The following is an 18,800-nucleotide window of genomic DNA, read 5'->3' as shown; positions in this document are numbered from 1 at the left end:
AGGTTAGGCAACCGGCTCAGGCGCCGCCGTCTTGGCTGTCGCCTCCGGTTTTCCAAGCCCGGTCTGCTTTTCAAAGCGGCGCCTTTTCGCGAGCTTCTTGATGCAAACGGGACATTTCTGATCGTGCTGGTAGAGAACCTGGCAGTGCAGGCAATTCAGGCACTCGTTGGGATTGATGTTGCCTTCCGGATGGATGGCCTGGACCATGCATTCCTTGGCGCAGCGGTGACACGGATTGCCGCACTCCCGGTAGCGTTTCAGCCAGTCGAACATTCTGAGCCTTGCCGGAATGGCCAACGCCGCCCCGAGGGGGCATAGATACCGGCAGTAGAACCGCTCGATGAAGAGGCCTGCGACCAAAAGAGCTACCGCGAACAGCACAAACGGCCACGCACGCTGGAACTTCAGGATGATCGCCGTCTTGAACGGTTCGACTTCCGCATAGTGTTCGGCAACATCCAGCGAATAGAGAGACAGGCCGAAAAGCCCCAGAAAGATCATGTATTTGAGCGGCCACAGGCGCTCATGCAGCCCCCAGGGCACTTCGAATTGCGGAATACGGACCAGTTTTGCCAAACGGTTCGTCAACTCCTGCAAGGCGCCGAAGGGGCAGAGCCAGCCGCAATAGGCCCCCCTTCCCCAGAAAAGCAGCGCGGCAGCAACCGAGAACCACAGAAGGAAGACCAGCGGATCCATCAGGAAGGCATCCCAGCTGAACTCGCTCGTGAGTGACGAGAAAAACGCCATAACATTGACGACAGAAAGCTGCGCGTTTTCGATCCACCCGAGCCAGACCAGCGTGAAGGTCAGAAATGCGATCCGGAACCAGAACGTGAAGCGTTCATTGCGGGTCACTTGCATCTGGAAAAAGAAAACAAGCGTCAGAAAAACGATGGCAGCGCCCAGCACGGCGATGTCGACCTGGCGATCCGTCCAGATCCGTTGCCAAAGGGCCCGTACCGCTTCCTCATCGGAGACAACTGAACCGGCACTGCCAGCCGCACTCGTTCCCGTTGCAGCCGCGGCGGAGGGTATCGTTTTCAGATAGTTGTCAGGCAACTCGTAGCCGAGGTCAAATGTCAGGAAGACTTTTTCAATCGGTCCAACGGCCCGTTGCACAAGGAGCTGCAATCGGAAGTCCTTCGCAGGGTCAAACCCGATATCTGCCGGAATGACGAAAAGATCCATTTCGACGAACGAGGGTGCGCCGTCGGCCTCGATCTCACCGACGCGTTTGTGCTGTTTGTCGAAAAACCGTGCGGAGACATCGTGCTGGATCATCTGGATCCGGTCGAAGATGCCACCGCGAACATATCCCGATCCCTTGAACGAATAGCGGCCGCGCCCCATCACAAGAAGGGCATGCTCACCTTCCTTCAAGCGTTTCTTGAGATTGGCGTACTCGTCTTCACCCAGCAAGGAGCGGCCAATCGTAGGCACGTCCGCGAGCGTCATGTAAAGGTCAATGAAAGTGTCGGTGTCCGGACCGGCTTCGGGACGCGCAATTGCGCGTGCATCACCCTGACGGGCAAAGGCATCGTTTACCTGCGCAATGTCCAGTGACATGCGGCGCACCGAGCCGTTGCCGAGCAAGGTCATCCAGTCGAGAACCTCCTGGCGGCCGAAGTCGATTTCCCTTTTCGGCCCCTGTTCGGAGATGTCGGGCGCTAATCCGCCCAGACCAAGCGCGCGGGCAACCTTGAGGCCGGAGCGCACGATGGAATCGTCGATGACCATGATCGTCACCGTCGCACCGGAAATGATATCTAGTTCGTGCGCGGAACCACCGCTTTCCGCTTCGGCTTTCAGGTCAAGACCGGCATATCCCTCCGTCACGGCTCGAACCTTGGACTCCGGTATGCCGATCAGCACGATCGGTTCTGAATGCTTGACCAGCCGGACACCGGTCACAACGGCGTCCTCATCGACACCGACCAGTGTGTGGATCGGTTTGCCGGAATATCCTGTGGTGGATACAAAGTCCGAGGTCAGGAAGACCCACCCAATGGTTTCGCCGCCATTAAGAGCGGGTATGACCGGAACATCTTCCCGAAGACTTCCGAAACCGTCTGCGCCGGGGACCAGCTCAGCCGGCTGAATCTTATCGAGAAATCGAGTGACTTCAGCACCGGCAGCGATGGCGACCGGGCTGACCGCGATGGAAAACATCAGACTGGCGGTCAGGCTGAGAAGACGGAAAATATGAAAGAAAGGACGCACCTTAAGCGCTCCGGCAAGTGTCATTCGCGACGTTGGAGCGATAATCCGTCTTCGTTTCGGGTAGTGTCTTGACGATAGTCAAGCAGAGAAAAATTTGACCACCAAACTCATGTTTCATTGAAGGACGGTGTCACTGCTGCAGCTGTTCCTGGTGCCGTAATGGCCTCGGGCGGGTCAGGATTGGAAAGTAGATCCAGACAAAGAGCATAAAGGCTCCTGTCCATACCATTCCGGATATCAGCATCACGGCAAAATAGTCGAAGGCAAGGTTTCCAAAGCTTCGGATCAGGGCCGCTGCGATCACCATTAGATAGGCAAGCACGATCGGCCGCTTCACGATCAATGGCTGTCCGCTATGGCCTAGCGACGCCCGGGTCATCATGGCCAGTGTCATGCTTCCGATGGCGCCCGTCGCAAGCAGATGCAGCGCCGCCGTTTCGCTCATATAGGCGAGGATCAGTGTGCTTCCGTAGACAAGATATCCTGCTGTCAGCAAAAGAAAGGCCAGATGCAGGATCCAGAGGATCGGACTGTTGCGGACGGCCCAACCATTCCACCCGGCCAGTCGCAAGAGGTTGGCTGCTCCAGCAGCAAATGCGATGCAGCCAAGAAAAAACACCGGCACAAACGGAAACGCCGCGAGTGTTGCCAGGAGGGCAGAAAGAACACCCAGTCTGTCCAGCCAGGCGTTTGATCGCGGCAGGGCTCCTTCGTACCCGTCCCTGTTGAGAGCATTCCGCGTAAATGCCGGCACGACCCGTCCGCCGACAATTGCGATCATCGCCGCGCTTGCGAACACGCCAACGCGGATGCCCGCCTCTGCTGTTCCGCTGCTCCAGCCGATCCAGTCCAGGTGCATCATCAGGTTACCAAGGAACAGAGCGCTGAGCAGAAACAGAAAGATCATGTTTCTGACCTGTGACTTCCGGGCCAGGCGCCCAAGAATTGCCGTCGACAGAACGGGAATGAAGGCCAGATCGACGATTGCGACCACTACCGGATCAAAGGCGCTCGAAAACCAGACACCTAGCCTTCCCAGCAGCCATATGAGGCCACTTGCCGCCACGAATTTGGCACCGGCCTCTTCCGTACCGGTCCAATTCGGCACTGCGGTAATGAAAAATCCCGCCATCACCGCGACCGCATAGCCGTAGACCATTTCATGTGCATGCCACAGATGCGGCGCCATGGACATGGGAACCGATACGAATGCGCCCCCGGCTGCGTGTACGCCCAGCCAGACTGTCCAGGCGAACATGGCAAAAACAGAAAACAGGCCGGCGGAAAGGAAATAGAACCGAAACCCCTTGGTCAGCACAACTGCGCAGAGGCGCAATTTGCTGCTGCTTTTAGAGTGAAGTATCGTGGCCATGACCATCTCTTCCGGGATACAAGCCTGTTGTAAAGTCACCGATACCGCGGCTGCGCAGCCACCGGCAGCTTTCTATCGTCACAGGGTTGGCAATGGCAGGTCTTGACTATCGTCAAGTCGACAGAAAACATGAACTTTAAATTCAGGAAAAATTCGCCACTCTCTGCTGCACATGCAACCCTGATGCTTGTGATGACCCGGAAATCAAATGATTGACGTTGCTTGGGGCAATTTTATTGCCGCGTTCGCTGCTTTCTTTGCATCTCATATGATCCTGATCAGACCGCCTGTGAAGCCGGTTATCGTGCGCGTCTTGACCCACCGGGGCTTTTCAGCGGCGTATTCGCTGTTGTCGATCCTGATCCTTTGGTGGCTTATCGACGCAGCCGGATCCGCGCCGTATGTCGAACTTTGGTCATGGGCGCCATGGCAGAACTGGATACCGCGGATCTCAATGTTGCCAGCGTGCCTGATCCTCACGCTCGGCGTCGCAACTCCGAACCCGTTTTCGTTTGGCGGCATGCATAACAGTTCGTTTGATCCGAAACATCCGGGGATCGTGAGATATGTCCGCCATCCGATTCTGCTTTCAGCAGCACTTTGGTCCGTCGCCCACATACCGCCGAACGGAAACCTGGCACATGTGGTGCTCTTCGGCACATTTGCGCTCTTTTCTCTCCTTGGCATGAAGCTGGTTGATAGGAGGAGGCGGCATGAAATGAATGAAGAGTGGCTCCGATTGCAACGTCTAGTGAAAGCAGCTCCTCACGGCATCGTCATGCGGTCGAATGCTTTTCAAATCAGAGTTCTTTGGGGATTCTTGCTCTACGGAGTTTTGGTGGGCCTGCATCCGGTTTTAACGGATATCGACCCGTTTGCCTAATCGCATTCATCGCATGAATTTCTTTCCAACCGCGTCGGGTCACACTTGATTTCGACGGGATCGAGCCGGAATAAACTGAGAAAATTCCCGCGGCTCAGTCTTCTCTTTGCCACGCCCAAACAGATCGTTGAATTGCTGATGATGTAAAGCCTTTTTGGCTCGGCCGGATTGCTAGGAGCGCAATAACTTGGATGGCAACCACATCCAATTCGCGCCTGATATCCGACAGGATGCCGTCGTGACGCGCGCTCTGGTCAACAGTCATGTCGGTTTTCAAAACAAAACATCAAGCAGATCCCTGACGGCATGATCTGCCTCGGTCTTGCGACGAGGACCAAGAGCGCGTTCAGTTCTACCAAACTTGGAAAAATGGTCGGGGCAGCAAGATTCGAACTTGCGACCCTCTGGTCCCAAACCAGATGCGCTACCAGGCTGCGCTATACCCCGATCCGTTGATTTGTGGGGATGTAACTGTGTTCGTGGTCGGCGTCAAGAGTGGAAAAACCTGAAGCCGGGAAGTTTGTGAACAGTCCCTTATGGGCTGCGTTTACCAGTCAATCCGCAGCCATCGAGGGACTGGAAACCTTGTCGCCGACATCAATCCCGAGTTTTGCCGCCGTTCCAGCATTCAGTTCCAGGACATATTGCGCAGGTGCACCAGAGGGTATGGTTTTTTCGGAAAACGGTGTGGTGTCCGCCGCAATGCTGACGATAGCGCCGTTTGCGGCGATATAGATGATGTCGAGCGGCAAAGGCGTGTTTTTCATCCAGAAGTATCGATCGCCTTCGCTCTCAAAGATGAAAAGCATGCCATGATCCGCGGCCATTTCTTCGCGAAACATCAGGCCGCGCGAACGCTGGCGGTCGGTGGCGGCGATTTCGACCTGGAAACGATGAGCCGTCTCGCCGGACTGCACATTCAGTTCTTCTTGCGGCAACTGGGGCTGTGCGTCCTGCGCGAATGCAGGAAAGGCGAAACCTGCGACGACGAAAACCAGAACGATGAGAGGCGCAGCAGCGCGGGAGACTTTAGACAGCATTTCGAACCCTGTGAAAAAACCTTAAGGCCAGTCAGACATCCGGACCTTAAGCGCACAAAGCGCCTGCCGGAAAGCTGTGAGGCGATTGTCGGGGATATATGCGGGCACCAGCTTCGGCAAACAAAAAGGCCGGATCAAGTCCGGCCGGCAGTCGAAACTCATCCAAGCAAAATTTGTCAGTGTGATGCAGGAATGTGGGTCCCTGCCCCAATCGGCCGGATTTCAGCGGCCATGCGCCCCTTTGGCCCCTGACCGAAACGCACAAGCACGTCCTGACCCGGCCGCAGTTCGGTAATGCCGAAGCGGCGCAACGTTTCCATGTGGATGAAGATGTCTTCGGTCCCCTCGCCCTGGGTCAGGAAGCCGAAGCCCTTAACCCGATTGAACCATTTGACGGTCGCCTTTTCGAACCCGCCTTCGGGAACGACCTGCACATGCGTTCTGGAGGGCGGCAGCTGCGAAGGATGTGTTGCCGTTGTCTCGTCCATCGACAGGATACGAAAGGCCTGCAGCCCGCGTGGCCTGTCGAGCACTTCGCAGACGACCCGCGCACCCTCATACGCCGTCTGGTAGCCGTCCCGCCTGAGACAGGTCACATGCAGAAGAATGTCACCGTCACCGCTGTCCGGTACGATAAAGCCATAGCCCTTGCCCACATCGAACCATTTTATTGTTCCGGCGATCTCGAATACATCGACGGCAACATCGTCTGCCACCGTATCGAGCGCGCGGGGTTCCCGTGCGGTTTTAACCCCCATAGCGATTTTGTCCCGTCTTTAGGTCCGCATCATTAGGCCGGAGGCAAATTACGACTCACCCAACGGCCGATTCCTAATAAAAGGATAACATTGCGACTTATAGCGAGAAGCGAAATTGTGGAACTAACCACAGACCATTTACGTGTTTTGATCAATTTCTTCGGAAAAATTTGCAAAAGTTTGCGCCAATGGTGTCCGAATGACAGTAGAAGCGAGTGAATCCAGTGGCGTTTCTTGTGAATTGAGAATCACCAGTTCGGCACGATACCGGACAGCCGCCACAGGCAATTGTGCAGCGGGATGGACCACAAGCGAAGATCCGAGAACCAGAAAAAGATCACAGTTCTGTGCCGCTTCAAATGCACGCTTCATTTCCATCTCCGGCATTTGCTGACCAAAATTGATGACAGCGGCCTTCAGCATGCCACCGCAAGACTCGCACCGGGGGCTGCTGCCCGAAGCAACCGCCGCGCGCTGTTCGTCAAGTTCGGCGCGCTGTCCGCAATCAAGACATGTCGCATATGTGGAATTGCCGTGGATCTCAATCAGCCTGTCTTCAGGAAATCCGGCTGCCTGGTGCAGTCCGTCGACATTCTGGGTGATCAGACACTCCAGTTGTCTCTTTTCGGCAAGCCGGGTCAGCGCCATATGCGCCGCGTTAGGCTTTGCCTTTGAAAAAACATCCGCCATTTCAAACCGATGGTCCCAATCCTTGAGACGGCTTTTTTCGGAAGAGACAAAATCCTGGTATTGAACCGGCTGGCGTCTGGACCATATCCCGCCCGGGGACCGGAAATCGGGAATGCCTGATTCCGTGGAAATGCCTGCACCGGTCAACGCCACAATCCTGAGGCTGTCATCTCCCTGAATTTGTGCAACAAAGTTTTGAGCATCGCTCAGGCTGGTGATAGATGTCATGAGCCGGTGGGTACCTTTCGCCAAACTCCCCCATATGAGGAAAAGGACAAGTTATGCGTTATCTGCACACGATGGTTCGCGTCACAAACATTGAAGAGTCTCTCGACTTTTATTGCAACAAAATGGGCATGACGGAAATTCGCCGCATCGAAAGCGAGAAAGGCCGCTTCACCTTGATCTTTCTCGCCGGGGCGGAAGACATCGACGCAGCAAAAGCCAGCAAGGCACCTTTGCTGGAGCTGACCTACAACTGGGATCCGGAAGAATATTCCGGTGGCCGCAACTTCGGCCATCTCGCCTTCGAGGTCGATGACATTTATGCATTCTGCGATAATCTTCAGAAGGTCGGCGTCACGATCAACCGCCCTCCGCGCGACGGGCACATGGCGTTCGTTCGTTCGCCGGACAACATTTCTTTTGAGCTGCTTCAAAAGGGCGAAGCCCTTGAAATCAAAGAGCCCTGGGCGTCGATGCCGAATACCGGCGAGTGGTGATTTTAAGAGCTTTTCAACATATGCAGGTCCGGAATACCGGGCCTGCAAAAAATTGTCGCAAAGGCTCTTGCGGGCAAGTCCATTCCCGCCTATAAGCCTCCCCACGACGCAGCCGCGTCGACCGCGCGCCCATCGTCTAGCGGTCTAGGACGCCGCCCTTTCACGGCGGAAACACGGGTTCGAGTCCCGTTGGGCGTGCCATTTCTTCTCTGAAAACCGCACATCAACTTTGTCAGGCATTGCGTCCCGCGCTAGCCGGATGCCGGCGATACGAACCGGCCTTCGATGTCCTGACCGGGATCATCCTTTCCGAAAAACGTTCTGCCGGGAAATTCGCGCTGGTAGAAAGCGTCAATATCCTGCGCTGACGGTCCGGCATAATCCACCCGTCCGTCCGGAAAAAAGACGTCAAGGTCATCATCTTCATGATCTGTCGCGTAGGTTTCCTGAGAGCCGTGCAGGATCATGTTCACACCGATCCTGTTGTTGACGAAATTCTGTACATCCATGAACTTGGGCGATCGGGCGTGTGTCTGCCCGAGACGTCTCTCCTTCACCCTCACGATCGTGTCGGGGGCGTCCATGTCGACAATGCCGTAAAGATCAAAGTCGCCGTGAATGCACTTGCCGGCGGTGATTAGCGAACTTGAGGTGAACTTGACGCAACCGAAATACGGGTCTTGCGGATTGCGCTCGACGAAATAGACACCGCCGGTTGGAATATAAGTGTTTGTCTTCTGCTGTTCGAAGCTGGCCATCTCAGGTTTCAGCTGACCTGCAAAGGATCGCCAGGCAGCCACAGCCTTGGCGTATTTTCCGTCCGTATAGGCTTTCTCGCCCACAAGCTCCGGATCAACCACCAGACCTGCAATCGACGGCCTCTGGACGTCCGGTACGGTGCATCCCCGTGGCGTAACGTCGAAGTCCGCTGTTTTTGCCTTGCAATCCAGTCTTTTGGGAACAGCGTAGCTTTCGCCAATATGCTGCAGCGATGCCGTGTTGGTTCGCCTTACCAGAATAGCCACGTTGTAGAGTTTTGCGGCAGAGCGAAAGATACCGATATGAGCCGCTTTCATATGATTGAGTATGTCAGAACGACCGGCCATTCGAACCGTCTCCCTGGAAAATGAGGATGACCAATCAGGGTTGGGCAGTTTCCCGTACATCTAGCAGACTTAACCCTGCGCGCGCGTGATGCAGGTCACTCATTTATGCCCCCGGACATTGCCACACAGATCCCTTTGTCATCAGGCGCAAATTTGCAGGACGCAAATGCGGTAACCTGCGTTTACGAAAAACACAAAATTGATACAAAAAACCCTGCGTTATTGCCGAGAATCGTGGAATTGGCGAAAAAGATTGGATATGATCGGTTCGTGAGAAAAATTTAAATGGAGTTTATAAAGCACGATTGATTGGCTTGTTTTTAAAATGAATTTCACCAAAACAATTAGTTGTGACACGTATTACAGAACATTTAATGCCGCAGGGGTAGGTCTGAAGACAAGAGGACACGAACCTCGGATCAAGATCGGATCAACCGACAGGCAAAATTGATCTACGAGAGGACAGGACATGTTCACACGATTGATCGCCGTGCTGGCAATACTTATTGCAGGGACCGCCCCAGCACTGGCAAAGCGCGTCGCCCTCGTTATCGGCAACGGCGCTTACGAGCATACAATTCCCCTTCCGAATCCGTCCAACGATGCCGAGCAAATGGCAGCCAAGCTGCGCAGCCTCGGGTTTGAAGTTGTTGCGGGCCAGGATCAGACCTACAACGACATGCGTCGTTCGGTGATGGATTTCGCGAAAAAGGCTTATGGTGCCGAAATCGCGCTTCTGTTCTATGCCGGGCATGGCATGCAGGTGGGAGGCAAGAACCTGCTGGTTCCCATCGACGCCCGGATCGAAGACGAAACATCACTCGATTTCGAGACGATCTCCGTTGATTTCATCATGCGTCAGATGTCCAAGGACGTGAAGGTCCAGATGGTTTTCCTGGATGCGTGCCGCGACAATCCGCTGGCCCGCACTCTTGCGCGCCGCATGGGACCGAGCCGTTCGGGCAGCCTCGGAGCCGGTCTTGCCGAAATCAAGGTTCAGGAAACAGGTGGTGAGGGTTCTGTGATCGCCTTCGCGACCAGCCCAGGCGACGTTGCCCTCGACGGTGAAGGCCAGAATTCTCCGTTCACTTCGGCTCTTATTCGTCACATCGACACGCCGAATGCTTCCATCCAGACGGTCATGACACGGGTCACCGGTGACGTTTACGATGCAACGGAAAAGCGCCAGCGTCCGTGGGTGAACGCATCCCTGATCGGCGAAGTGTTTCTGAACAAACAGGCCGCGAAGGAACCGGGCACTGAAGTTGCCGCGCTTGGCAACACTTCCACCTCTGTTCCGCAGACCGCCGTGAACAACGCAGCAACAGCTGCCGCAGCCACGGCCTCCCAGACAAACCTCGACTGGGAACGTGAGAAGCTGATCTGGGAAGCAGCGAAGTCAAGCGACACGGTAGCGGACTATGAATCCTATCTGTCTGCCTATCCGAACGGGACTTTCGCGGATTTCGCACGTAACTCGATCAAACGCCTGCAGGGCGGCGCGCAGGTTGCTGCCGTCAATCCGGCAGCCGGTTCGGCGACCAACGCGCAAGGCGCTGCGGGCGGTGCCGCTGTCACCTCCCTGCCCAACCCCCAGGCCGCCGTGCCCGGTACCGCGGAGACTGAAGCGGCACTTGGCTGGAACCGCAGCGCCAGACGGGAAATCCAGACCCGCCTGAACCTGACCGGAAACAATGTCGGCCGTCCTGATGGTGCCTTCGGTCCGAAGACGCGTGCCGGTATCATTGCCTGGCAGACCGCAAACGGCCTCGTTCCGTCCGGTTATTTCACAGCGTCGCAGCAGTTGCTGCTGACCAACCAGACGGCTGCGCAATACTCGGCCTACATCGCTGAAATCAAGCGCAAGCAGCAGGCCGCGTCGGCGTCGCGCAGCACGACAACCCGCCGGTCGAACACCACGACACAGCAACGGACGACAACAACACGTCGCACGAACAATGGCGGTGGCGTGAACCCGGCAGGTGCCGCATTCATCGGCGGCGTGGTCGGTGGAATTATCGGCGGAGCGATCGGCCGCTAGTTCTAGCTGAAACGAAAATCACGAAGCCCGGCGAAATCGCCGGGCTTTTTTCTGCCCCTGCACATCTCGAGATCCTTTTCCGGTGTCGTCGAAGATCAATCCAGTTTGAGGCTCACGCGCCCGATTTGGGAAGTTTTCGCTTCGTCGAGTACGCGAACAACCTGCTGGAAATCAGAATTCGCATCCGGGATCAAGACAGCGCTTGTTGCGCCTGCACCTGCGAGACGATCAAGCTCCTGCGCAAGGCTTTTGACGGGGATGCGCAAACCGTTGACGATCAGAACCGGGTTGGCCGGATCCGGCCCAGGCTTCAGCGTCACGAGAACCGCCAAGTTTGTCGAAGGCTCGGCGTTGTCTTCACCACCCGCAATCTCTTCGCCGCCCAAGGAGACATCAAGAGGACGCCAAATGCCGAAAGTCGAAGACAAAAGAAAGAACATCACCAGAATGAAAATCACGTCGATCAATGGCGTGAGCGGTATCCGCCGTTTTTTACCAACTGGAGTGTGAATGGAAATCATCCGTGTTTCTTTGTGTGCGACATAAGCTTTTTGAATGTCTCAATACACTCCCGCAGTTCTTGTTAAATCACAATGGCAAAAGGCAAATTGACCCCGGCGCGCCACTTGCTTAGCGTTGGGAAAGAACAGATTGTCGAGTCACGCGCATGATTGATGCCACCGGGATTTTATTTCCGAAGCGACACGAAGCTCGTTTTCTAGGGAAAACAGGCCTTTTGTGGCTGCCGCTCTTCCTGGGTATGACATTGCCACACACAGCAAATGCCGGACTTCGCGTCTGCAATGGCTCAGTGGACCTCGTAAATGTCGCGATCGGATACGACACCGAAGATGGTCTCAGGACAGAAGGCTGGTGGACGATTACCGCAAATGCGTGCAGTCAGGTCCTCCAGGATCCATTGAAAGCAAAAAACTACTATCTCCATGTCTCGGACGGATTTGGAGAAAGCCGTCTGGGCGGCGACGTGACGCTTTGCATCCGCCAGGAGAAGTTTGTTCTGTTCGACGGTGATCAGTGCTGGCAGCGTGGCCTGATTGAAGCCGATTTTTTCAAAATTGAAACCGAGGGTGCCGAAGACTGGACGGTCTTATTGTCATATGACTGATTTTTGTGTCTGATGGTGCAAAGGTTTAAGCGGCTATCTAGCCAGCAGAATTTGTTTTGGGGGACTGAAATGCGATTTTTTACGAAGCTGCTTTTGTTCGGATATTTCTGTGCCGCTATGAGCGCGCCTTCCCTCGCACAACAGCCAACGGGAAAGATTAGCCTGGAACTGAATCACGTTCAGGCGACGCAGGACGGCGGGTGCAGGCTATCGATCATCGCAACGAATGGCCTTGAGCGTCCGATGAACCAGCTCGGACTGGAGATCGTCGCATTCAACACCGATGGTCTTGTCGATCAGTTCCTCAGGCTTGATTTTTCGCGCATTTCGGCGGGCAAGACCAAGGTTCTTCAGTTCGACCTTGCAGGCAAGGCTTGTGACAGTCTCTCCAGACTGCATATCAACGACGTATTGAATTGCGTTCCGGCAAGCGTAACCGACGTCTACTGTCCGGATCTGCTCGACCTGCAAAATCGCACCTCCATCGAGTTCGGCGACTGACCCGACAAAACACTGTGCAGGGACATGCATCTGAATGGTAGAGTCATCTTCTTCGTGGCTTGAACTCGGCGGACCAGTCGTCCTCGTCCTGCTAGGGATATCGATCCTTGCGCTTGCGGTCATTCTTGCAAAGGCGTTCCAGTTTTCCAACGCCCGGGTTGGCCGGCATGTCCTTGTGCGCCAGGCGGTAACGATGTGGCGAACAGGTGATCGCGAAAAAGCAGCGCAGGTTCTTCTGAAAGACCGCTCATTGTCTGCAGGGCTGGTTCGCAGCGCAATGGACGCCATTCAAATGCTGGACAATCAGCCGCTCAGCTCACAGGAACGGGACATACGCGAAGAACGGCTTCGGGAAGAAATTTCGGCGCGCGCCGCCGACCGTCTCTTCGGGCTTGCCAGCTGGCTCAAAGCGCTTGATCTCGTGACTCAGATTGCCCCGTTGCTCGGTCTTTTCGGCACCGTTCTTGGAATGATCGAAACCTTTCAAACCCTGCAGGAGTCAGGGTCGTCTGCCAATCCGGGCACGTTGGCGGGCGGCATCTGGGTTGCCCTCCTGACGACGGCCTGCGGACTTGCCGTAGCCATCCCCGTTTCGGTTGCGGTGACCTGGTTCGAAACGAGGCTGGAGAAGGAGCGCGCCGCGCTGGAAATCCTGCTGACGGGTATTTTCACCGCAGGTGCTTCGACACAGCAACCGTCAACGTGAAACCTTGAATGCCGAAAGCGAAAAAACGCCCGGTTCAGCAAGCACGCCAGCGATCCGTTCTGCTGACAGCGTGCCGAACCTTGGAGGTTGACTTTCCTTCGGCCGGTTCCAAACGGCCAGCAAAAGCGCGGTCTCAGTCTGCCCGCCAGTAACCAGCGTAACCGGGATGGAAAAGCTCCAGCCCCCCACCCTCGTCGTGCTGTTCTGGACGCGGACAAATGCCCGGCCGTCGTGGATCTGTCCCGCGTCGTCGATCAGATAGAGCTCAGGCGGCCCCTTACCATTCAAGCGAAGCCCTGACTGTTCAGCCTGCGCGATGCGCCCGAGCGGCAGGTCGCGCTGGATAACGCCCGAAACCCGCGCACCGCTTGTCACCACTGTCCGGTCAAGCTCGACAAGACCCGGAGCCTCGACCCCCTTCGAAACGTCGAGTGCGTCAAGCACTTGGCACTGACGTCTTGTCACGAGCCGTACCTCAATGTCCGCCTCGTACCCCTGGTCGGCAGCAAAACGCTGGTCAAATTTGAAGAACGGATCGATCGCGGCGCCAAATGCGGTCACCTGTGCAGTATCGGTTCCTGCAGACATCACAGAAAGGTGGACACATTCACCGGCATCGTAGCTGGCGACATAGGCCGTTACATTTGCCAGGGGATCAATGGTGGCGACCTCGTCCGGCTGAACGCTTGGCGCTGGGTCGGATGATGTCGGGGCGGCGGGAACGCTGGACGTCTCGGGGTCACTCGGCCCCAGCGCCGGCGGGTTGATTTCTGAAGGTGCAAGGGATGCTATGACCTCCTCAACCGGTTCCACCGGCTGGACGGTTCCTGCTTCAACCTGAACTGCACTTGCAACCGGTTCCACAGCAGCCACCGTGCCGACCTGGCTCGCTGGCGTGTTGTTTGAAACGGCAACTGGAGCTGCAGTGCTCGACGACGAAACCACGGGCGCGACTGTTTCAACCGAAGAAACGACAGGAGTTGTCTGGCTCACGGATGAAACCGCCACCGCGTTGGGACTGGGCGAAATGGTTTGAGATGCGACGACGGTGGTGTTGGCTGCCGCGGGTGCTACTTGCACGGTCGCCACGGACGACTGAGGCCGTGTCTGCGAAACGCTCTCAACAGCCTGCGCCGAGACGACGCCGTTCGACGAAGAAATCTGCGGGACTTGCGTGACTTGAGGGGTCGTTGCTGCTTGCGGCACGCTTTCGGGATTTGCCTCTACAACGATCGGTGACGTCACTTCCGTAACGATAACCGTCGCTTGCGGCGGCGTTGCAACAACGGCATCAGATCCTGTGGTTTCGATCTTTTCAGGTACGGGCTCGATCACGGTTTCCACCGGAACGGAAGCAATCGCGACGGCTTCTGCCTGTGAAACCTGCTGTGGCGCTGCCGAGGTGGCCTGTTCCACCACCGCAAGGTCGATTGTTTCCGCCTGATTGGCCGGTTGCTGATCTGGTACAACGGAACTTATGTTTTCTGTTTCGGCGATTTGCGGCTGTATGGCTTCACTCGTGTCCGACTGGCTTTCGACAACGGAGGGCGCAACGGTGGGTGTCACTTCCGGTACCGGTTGAACCGGAGAAGCGTTCGGTGCCGCGGTATCCGCCACGACTGATGCTACCTGCTCGGCGGGTTCAAATATCAGGTCCTGGCTTTCGATAATGATTTTGGTTTCGGCCGGGGGAACCTGCGGCTCAACCTTCCATGTGAGCACCGGCACTCCAAAGATCAAAATGCCAATATGCGCAGCAACGGACACGCCGAGACCGGCGGTCCATATGGCAGCCGGAATGCGCGCCTTGTCATCCTTGTTGTAGATGGCCGCTGTCACGGCTGATCCATTTCAATTGTGATGAAGTTGAGCTGCCTGATACCGGCGGCGCGGAACCGTTCGGCATTTGCTGCAATCGCAGCCATTTTTGCGCGCCGATCCACCTGGACAGACAATTTGTCCGTTTGGGTGCTCAGGCGCTCGAGCAGTTCGTTAAGTTCCTGATCATCCAGTTCTGCACCTTCAAACCAGACAGTGCCTTCCTTGCTGACCGCGAGGCTGTTTTGTATGTCCCCCTTGCCCGACTGATCAATTGTTTCCGCCCACTCGAATTCCTCAGGCAAAGGCGGGCGCAACGTTCCGGAAACAAGCAGGAACAGCAACAACAGGAATACGACATTGATCAGCGCCAGCGAACTGTCCGCCTTGCGATCGGAAAGCGGCTTCGGCACATGAATCGGTTTCGTGTAGCGCTTCATTCCCGTTGCAGATCCATTCCCGATTTGACGCGATGCTTCAGGGTACCACTTTGACCGTGGTTGCCGTTGCCCGCAAGATCGGGAGGTCCTGCATCAATGCGTCAAAATATTTGTCGGCCTGCGTTTCCCTCCGCACGGCAAGATTCGAGACGAGATTTGTTCCAACCATGGAAATGATCAGGCCGGTCTCTTCAGATTGTGTTTTCAGGTTCAGCGGGACCACGAACCCTGCACCGCCGTCATCCGATTGCAGATACGGAGAGAGATTGCTGACTTTACCGTTGCTTGAGACAAACAAAAGTCCGAGTTCACCCGTCGATGGGTCGAAGCCGGAGATCCGGCCCGCCATGTTTTCTCCGTTGGGAACCACCGTTCTTTGCATGTCCAGCCGCAGTTCAGTCTTTTCATTTCCCTGGGGTGTCGCACGGAGAAAGGAGACGGCAGGACACTGTGCGTCAGAGACCAGGTTTGCCTGTATCTTCGCCTCGAAACCCTGCTGACGGGTGAAGTCACTGTCAAATGCGATAAAGGGTGGAGTGCGCGAGGCGAACCCCTCGATTTCTGCAGAGTTTGCGGCAACCTGAACGGGCTGCAGGTACATGCAATCTCCCGCCTTGTAGTTGCTTATGAAGTTCCGGACGCGATCCTCAGGCTTGAGCGTTGCCTGCTCAATTGGAGTGTTCGTCGATCCGTTGTCCGGGTTGTTGGACGGTGGAGGAGTGAGGTTGCCGCCACCATCTTGCGTGAAATCTGTCGTCTTGTCATCCGGGCCGTTCTGTTCAACTGGCTTAGGCGGTTGTCCCCCGTCATCAATCTGATTCGAAGTTCCACCGCCCTGATTGGAGGTCTGGATCGGTGGTTTGGGAGCGTTTTCGCGCGGCTGCGGAACAAGTACCGGTTTCTGATCGATCGTGGGAACGGTTCGCCCAACGAGAAAATAGACCCCACCTGCCCCGACACTGGCAAATCCGAGAAGTGATAGCGCCACGAGAATCCTGCGCCCCCAGCGAACAGGTGGCGGCGGCTGGTCAAGTGCGGACTGTTCAGGCGGTGGCGCAGAGGGCCTGATAATCGTTTTTTCCTCGACAGGCCGGTACATGGGTGCGCCAAGCGTCCACTCCGCAATTTCACCCATCGAGGACGGCCTGTTTGCGGGGTCGGGTTGAAGCATCGATTCAAGGAGAGGACGAAAGCGGTTATCGACCCCGTCAAGCGAGGGAACGATCCGGCGTTTCTCGATCATCTCAACCTGGGTACCGCCCATATCCGTCTGTCTGCCGGTGAGCGCCTCGTTGATGACCAGCCCCAGGGAATAGATATCGCTTCTTGCCGTGACCTTTCCGTCGAACAACCCGACCTGCTCCGGCGAAACGTAATTGACCTTGCCGGCAAAGCCGTCACCGATGATTGTCGGTCCGCCGGTATTCGCGCGCGATATTCCGAAATCGATGATCTTGGCCTGACCCACATCGCCGTTTTGCAGAATGATGTTGTCCGGCGACAGGTCGCGGTGAATAACCTCGCGGTCATGGACAGCCTGCAGAGCCGAGGCCACCCTAACGAGCAGCCTGTAGACCGCCTCCGGCTCCAGCGCACCGGCTTCCAGCCGCGATTTCAGAGAGGGCCCGCCCACGAACTCCATCGCGAGGTAATAGACGCCCAGGGTCGGTTCTTTGGTGAACACGTAATACTGCGTCAACGCATCGTGCTTGAGCTTCCGCAGAATTTTGGCTTCCCGCTTGAACAGATCAAGGATCATCGGATCCTTTGCAAAATTTGCCAGCAGCACCTTGATCGCGACCGGGTCGCCGCTTTCGATATCCCGTGCCCGGTAGACAATTCCGATACCGCCATCGGCGATATGCTCTTCAATTTCGTAAAGATTGTTGAGCCGCGTTCCTATCGGAAGAAGATGGTCATCCGGATTCATAAGCGGGCTTCTCCTTCACCCTAACCAATCTGATCAATATCAACTACCACAACGGTCACGTTGTCGGCCCCGCCCCGTTCCAGAGCCCCGTTCAACAATCCATGGGCAACCGACTTTTGTGCCCCGTCCAGAAGACAACTTGCAATTACCGCGTCCTCAAGATGCCCGGTCAATCCGTCGGAACAAAGCAAAAAGCGATCGCCTTGCTGCAAGTTTCCGGAGACCAGTTCGAGTTCCAGATCAACGCCCGACCCGATGGCTCTCGTAATGACATGCCGACGGGAAAAGTTTCTGGCTTCTTCTTCTGTAAGAACCTGTTGATCGACGAGTTCCTGTGCCTCGGTGTGATCTGTGGTCAATTGTTCCATTTGACCGTTTCTGAGCCGATAAACCCGGCTGTCACCAGCCCATAGGCAGGCAAAATTGACGCCGTAAGTCAAAAGGGCGGCAATGGTTGTTCCCATGGCAGCGCCGTTCGCCTTTGCGGACGCCTGCTCGATCTGCTCTTTGGCATCGATCACACGGCCCTCGAACTGATCCAGAAGATCAACAGCGCTCAGCGGCACCCTGATTGTCGTAAGTGCTTCTTTGACGAGATTTGACGCCATGGCGCCCCCGTTCAAACCGCCAGCACCATCCATAACGGCGAAAACGCCTTTTTTCTCATCACAGTAGAACGTGTCCTGATTTTCCTCACGAACACAACCGACATGGGTCAGGCCTATCGAAAATCCCCTCAGTTCCCTGGTTTCTGGCTGCATCATGTTTGGTGATCCTCCGAATGGAATCGCCCATGTTCTTGCCCTGCCACTTCGGACTTCATGTCTGTTGTTTCAAATACTTCAGGCAGGAGCAGCCATTGAAATGCTCCTTCCTCCGGCAATCCCGGACACCGGAAGACAAATGCCCCCTGCCCGGCACGGCACCAGAAGACCGTCTTGAGCCTTCCGGCCGTGCTGTCTCCGGCTTCCAGAAGGCGACCTTCGTCAGAGTGTGCCGGGTTCGGGCCGATTGACGGTTCGCCCAATCCGGCGACCGCAGCTTTGAAACCTTCAAGGTCGGCTTCATCGTCGAGTGCACTCAAAAGTGCGGCCTCGGTCGCATCGTACCAGGCCTCATCGGGCATCGCGGTTTCCGTCAAGCCACTTGCAGAGCCTGCAATCGTCAGCGGAAACTTGCGGCCAACCTTGTCGACGCTTGGCATGAAGGCACCGCAGACGGGTTCGGCAGTGTCGCCTTCTCCCGTTTCGGGCCTGATCAGGAACCGCCAGACCGGCATGGTCATATAGGCTTCTTCCCAGGCAGCGCCGAGGTCTTCTCGCGACTGCGCAAGGCCCCGCATCAGAAAGGGTTCCCAGATCCTCGAGAAGCCATTCGGGCATCGGCCGATTACAAAATCGGCACGGTCCGGCAGCTTTCCGAAATATCCGACCGTGTTCGTCATGAC

The 18,800-nt window shown here is 56.1% G+C and carries 19 protein-coding genes and 2 tRNA genes; 7 read left to right on the top strand and 14 right to left on the bottom strand.

Annotated elements, in window-relative coordinates; all coding sequences use genetic code 11:
* Positions 1-3 precede the first annotated feature (3 nt).
* Together ABVF61_RS24105 and ABVF61_RS24100 are read right to left on the bottom strand one after the other, a co-directional pair.
* Positions 4-2,244 carry a 4Fe-4S binding protein gene (locus ABVF61_RS24105; RefSeq protein ID WP_353996069.1) on the bottom strand — a complete coding sequence of 747 codons (2,241 nt, stop codon included), beginning with the start codon at positions 2,242-2,244 and terminating at the stop codon, positions 4-6.
* A 106-nt stretch (positions 2,245-2,350) separates the two neighbouring features.
* Positions 2,351-3,592: an NnrS family protein gene (locus tag ABVF61_RS24100; protein ID WP_353996068.1), complete on the bottom strand. Its 1,242-nt coding sequence runs from the start codon at positions 3,590-3,592 to the stop codon at positions 2,351-2,353.
* Positions 3,593-3,800: 208 nt separating this feature from the next.
* Between ABVF61_RS24100 and ABVF61_RS24095 the strand changes: the two genes are divergently transcribed.
* Positions 3,801-4,475 (top strand): NnrU family protein, encoded by a 675-nt coding sequence (locus tag ABVF61_RS24095; protein WP_353996067.1) that lies wholly within the window; start codon positions 3,801-3,803, stop codon positions 4,473-4,475.
* A 94-nt stretch (positions 4,476-4,569) separates the two neighbouring features.
* Here the strand turns inward: ABVF61_RS24095 and ABVF61_RS24090 are convergent, their stop codons facing one another.
* The 5 genes from ABVF61_RS24090 to ABVF61_RS24070 all read right to left on the bottom strand — a co-directional run bounded on the left by ABVF61_RS24090 (position 4,570) and on the right by ABVF61_RS24070 (position 7,191).
* Positions 4,570-4,740 carry a hypothetical protein gene (locus ABVF61_RS24090; protein ID WP_353996066.1) on the bottom strand — a complete coding sequence of 57 codons (171 nt, stop codon included), beginning with the start codon at positions 4,738-4,740 and terminating at the stop codon, positions 4,570-4,572.
* Positions 4,741-4,845: 105 nt separating this feature from the next.
* Positions 4,846-4,922 (bottom strand) — tRNA-Pro (locus tag ABVF61_RS24085).
* Between the two features lie 107 nt (positions 4,923-5,029).
* Positions 5,030-5,515, bottom strand: a complete 486-nt coding sequence (locus tag ABVF61_RS24080) for a DUF192 domain-containing protein (RefSeq protein WP_353996065.1) — start codon at positions 5,513-5,515, stop codon at positions 5,030-5,032.
* 176 nt (positions 5,516-5,691) lie between these two features.
* Complete coding sequence (locus ABVF61_RS24075) at positions 5,692-6,273, bottom strand: cold-shock protein (protein ID WP_353996064.1); 582 nt, start codon at positions 6,271-6,273, stop codon at positions 5,692-5,694.
* A 138-nt stretch (positions 6,274-6,411) separates the two neighbouring features.
* On the bottom strand, positions 6,412-7,191 hold the full coding sequence (locus ABVF61_RS24070) for an SIR2 family NAD-dependent protein deacylase (RefSeq protein ID WP_353996063.1): 780 nt from the start codon (positions 7,189-7,191) through the stop codon (positions 6,412-6,414).
* Positions 7,192-7,244: 53 nt separating this feature from the next.
* Here ABVF61_RS24070 and ABVF61_RS24065 point away from each other — a divergent pair, with 53 nt between their 5' ends.
* Together ABVF61_RS24065 and ABVF61_RS24060 are read left to right on the top strand one after the other, a co-directional pair.
* Entirely contained in the window at positions 7,245-7,685 is a 441-nt protein-coding gene (locus ABVF61_RS24065) for a VOC family protein (RefSeq protein WP_353996062.1), read from the top strand.
* Between the two features lie 125 nt (positions 7,686-7,810).
* Positions 7,811-7,886, top strand: a tRNA-Glu gene (locus ABVF61_RS24060).
* Positions 7,887-7,936: 50 nt separating this feature from the next.
* Here the strand turns inward: ABVF61_RS24060 and ABVF61_RS24055 are convergent.
* Positions 7,937-8,791: a hypothetical protein gene (locus ABVF61_RS24055; RefSeq protein ID WP_353996061.1), complete on the bottom strand. Its 855-nt coding sequence runs from the start codon at positions 8,789-8,791 to the stop codon at positions 7,937-7,939.
* Positions 8,792-9,260: 469 nt separating this feature from the next.
* Between ABVF61_RS24055 and ABVF61_RS24050 the strand changes: the two genes are divergently transcribed.
* Positions 9,261-10,832 (top strand): caspase family protein, encoded by a 1,572-nt coding sequence (locus tag ABVF61_RS24050; RefSeq protein ID WP_353996060.1) that lies wholly within the window; start codon positions 9,261-9,263, stop codon positions 10,830-10,832.
* A 95-nt stretch (positions 10,833-10,927) separates the two neighbouring features.
* Here ABVF61_RS24050 and ABVF61_RS24045 read toward each other — a convergent pair whose 3' ends face one another.
* Positions 10,928-11,353: an ExbD/TolR family protein gene (locus tag ABVF61_RS24045; RefSeq protein ID WP_353996059.1), complete on the bottom strand. Its 426-nt coding sequence runs from the start codon at positions 11,351-11,353 to the stop codon at positions 10,928-10,930.
* A 245-nt stretch (positions 11,354-11,598) separates the two neighbouring features.
* Between ABVF61_RS24045 and ABVF61_RS24040 the strand changes: the two genes are divergently transcribed.
* The 3 genes from ABVF61_RS24040 (at position 11,599) to ABVF61_RS24030 (ending at position 13,165) form a co-directional block, all read left to right on the top strand.
* Positions 11,599-11,958: a DUF1036 domain-containing protein gene (locus tag ABVF61_RS24040; protein WP_353996058.1), complete on the top strand. Its 360-nt coding sequence runs from the start codon at positions 11,599-11,601 to the stop codon at positions 11,956-11,958.
* Between the two features lie 69 nt (positions 11,959-12,027).
* Positions 12,028-12,459, top strand: a complete 432-nt coding sequence (locus ABVF61_RS24035; protein ID WP_353996057.1) for a hypothetical protein — start codon at positions 12,028-12,030, stop codon at positions 12,457-12,459.
* A 34-nt stretch (positions 12,460-12,493) separates the two neighbouring features.
* Positions 12,494-13,165 (top strand): MotA/TolQ/ExbB proton channel family protein, encoded by a 672-nt coding sequence (locus tag ABVF61_RS24030; RefSeq protein WP_353996056.1) that lies wholly within the window; start codon positions 12,494-12,496, stop codon positions 13,163-13,165.
* Here the strand turns inward: ABVF61_RS24030 and ABVF61_RS24025 are convergent.
* From ABVF61_RS24025 to tagF, 5 genes are read right to left on the bottom strand one after another with little or no spacing between them, the layout of a single operon-like run.
* Complete coding sequence (locus ABVF61_RS24025) at positions 13,157-15,004, bottom strand: hypothetical protein (RefSeq protein ID WP_353996055.1); 1,848 nt, start codon at positions 15,002-15,004, stop codon at positions 13,157-13,159. The two genes, ABVF61_RS24030 and ABVF61_RS24025, sit on opposite strands and share 9 nt — an antisense overlap.
* The gene (locus ABVF61_RS24020; RefSeq protein ID WP_353996054.1) at positions 15,001-15,423 is read right to left on the bottom strand and encodes a biopolymer transporter ExbD; all 423 of its coding nucleotides are present in this window, start codon (positions 15,421-15,423) and stop codon (positions 15,001-15,003) included. Before ABVF61_RS24020 ends, ABVF61_RS24025 begins: the two co-directional genes overlap by 4 nt.
* Positions 15,424-15,460: 37 nt before the next feature.
* On the bottom strand, positions 15,461-17,353 hold the full coding sequence (locus tag ABVF61_RS24015; RefSeq protein ID WP_353996053.1) for a serine/threonine protein kinase: 1,893 nt from the start codon (positions 17,351-17,353) through the stop codon (positions 15,461-15,463).
* A 20-nt stretch (positions 17,354-17,373) separates the two neighbouring features.
* Positions 17,374-18,117 (bottom strand): PP2C family protein-serine/threonine phosphatase, encoded by a 744-nt coding sequence (locus ABVF61_RS24010; RefSeq protein WP_353996052.1) that lies wholly within the window; start codon positions 18,115-18,117, stop codon positions 17,374-17,376.
* On the bottom strand, positions 18,114-18,797 hold the full coding sequence (gene tagF, locus ABVF61_RS24005; RefSeq protein ID WP_353996051.1) for a type VI secretion system-associated protein TagF: 684 nt from the start codon (positions 18,795-18,797) through the stop codon (positions 18,114-18,116). Before tagF ends, ABVF61_RS24010 begins: the two co-directional genes overlap by 4 nt.
* Positions 18,798-18,800 lie beyond the last annotated feature (3 nt).

Origin of the sequence: Roseibium sp. HPY-6 (genome assembly GCF_040530035.1) — a bacterium.
In the GTDB taxonomy this organism is placed as follows: domain Bacteria; phylum Pseudomonadota; class Alphaproteobacteria; order Rhizobiales; family Stappiaceae; genus Roseibium.
The sequence above is the reverse complement of the archived record's forward strand: the minus strand, read 5'-3'. Positions and strand labels throughout refer to the sequence as shown.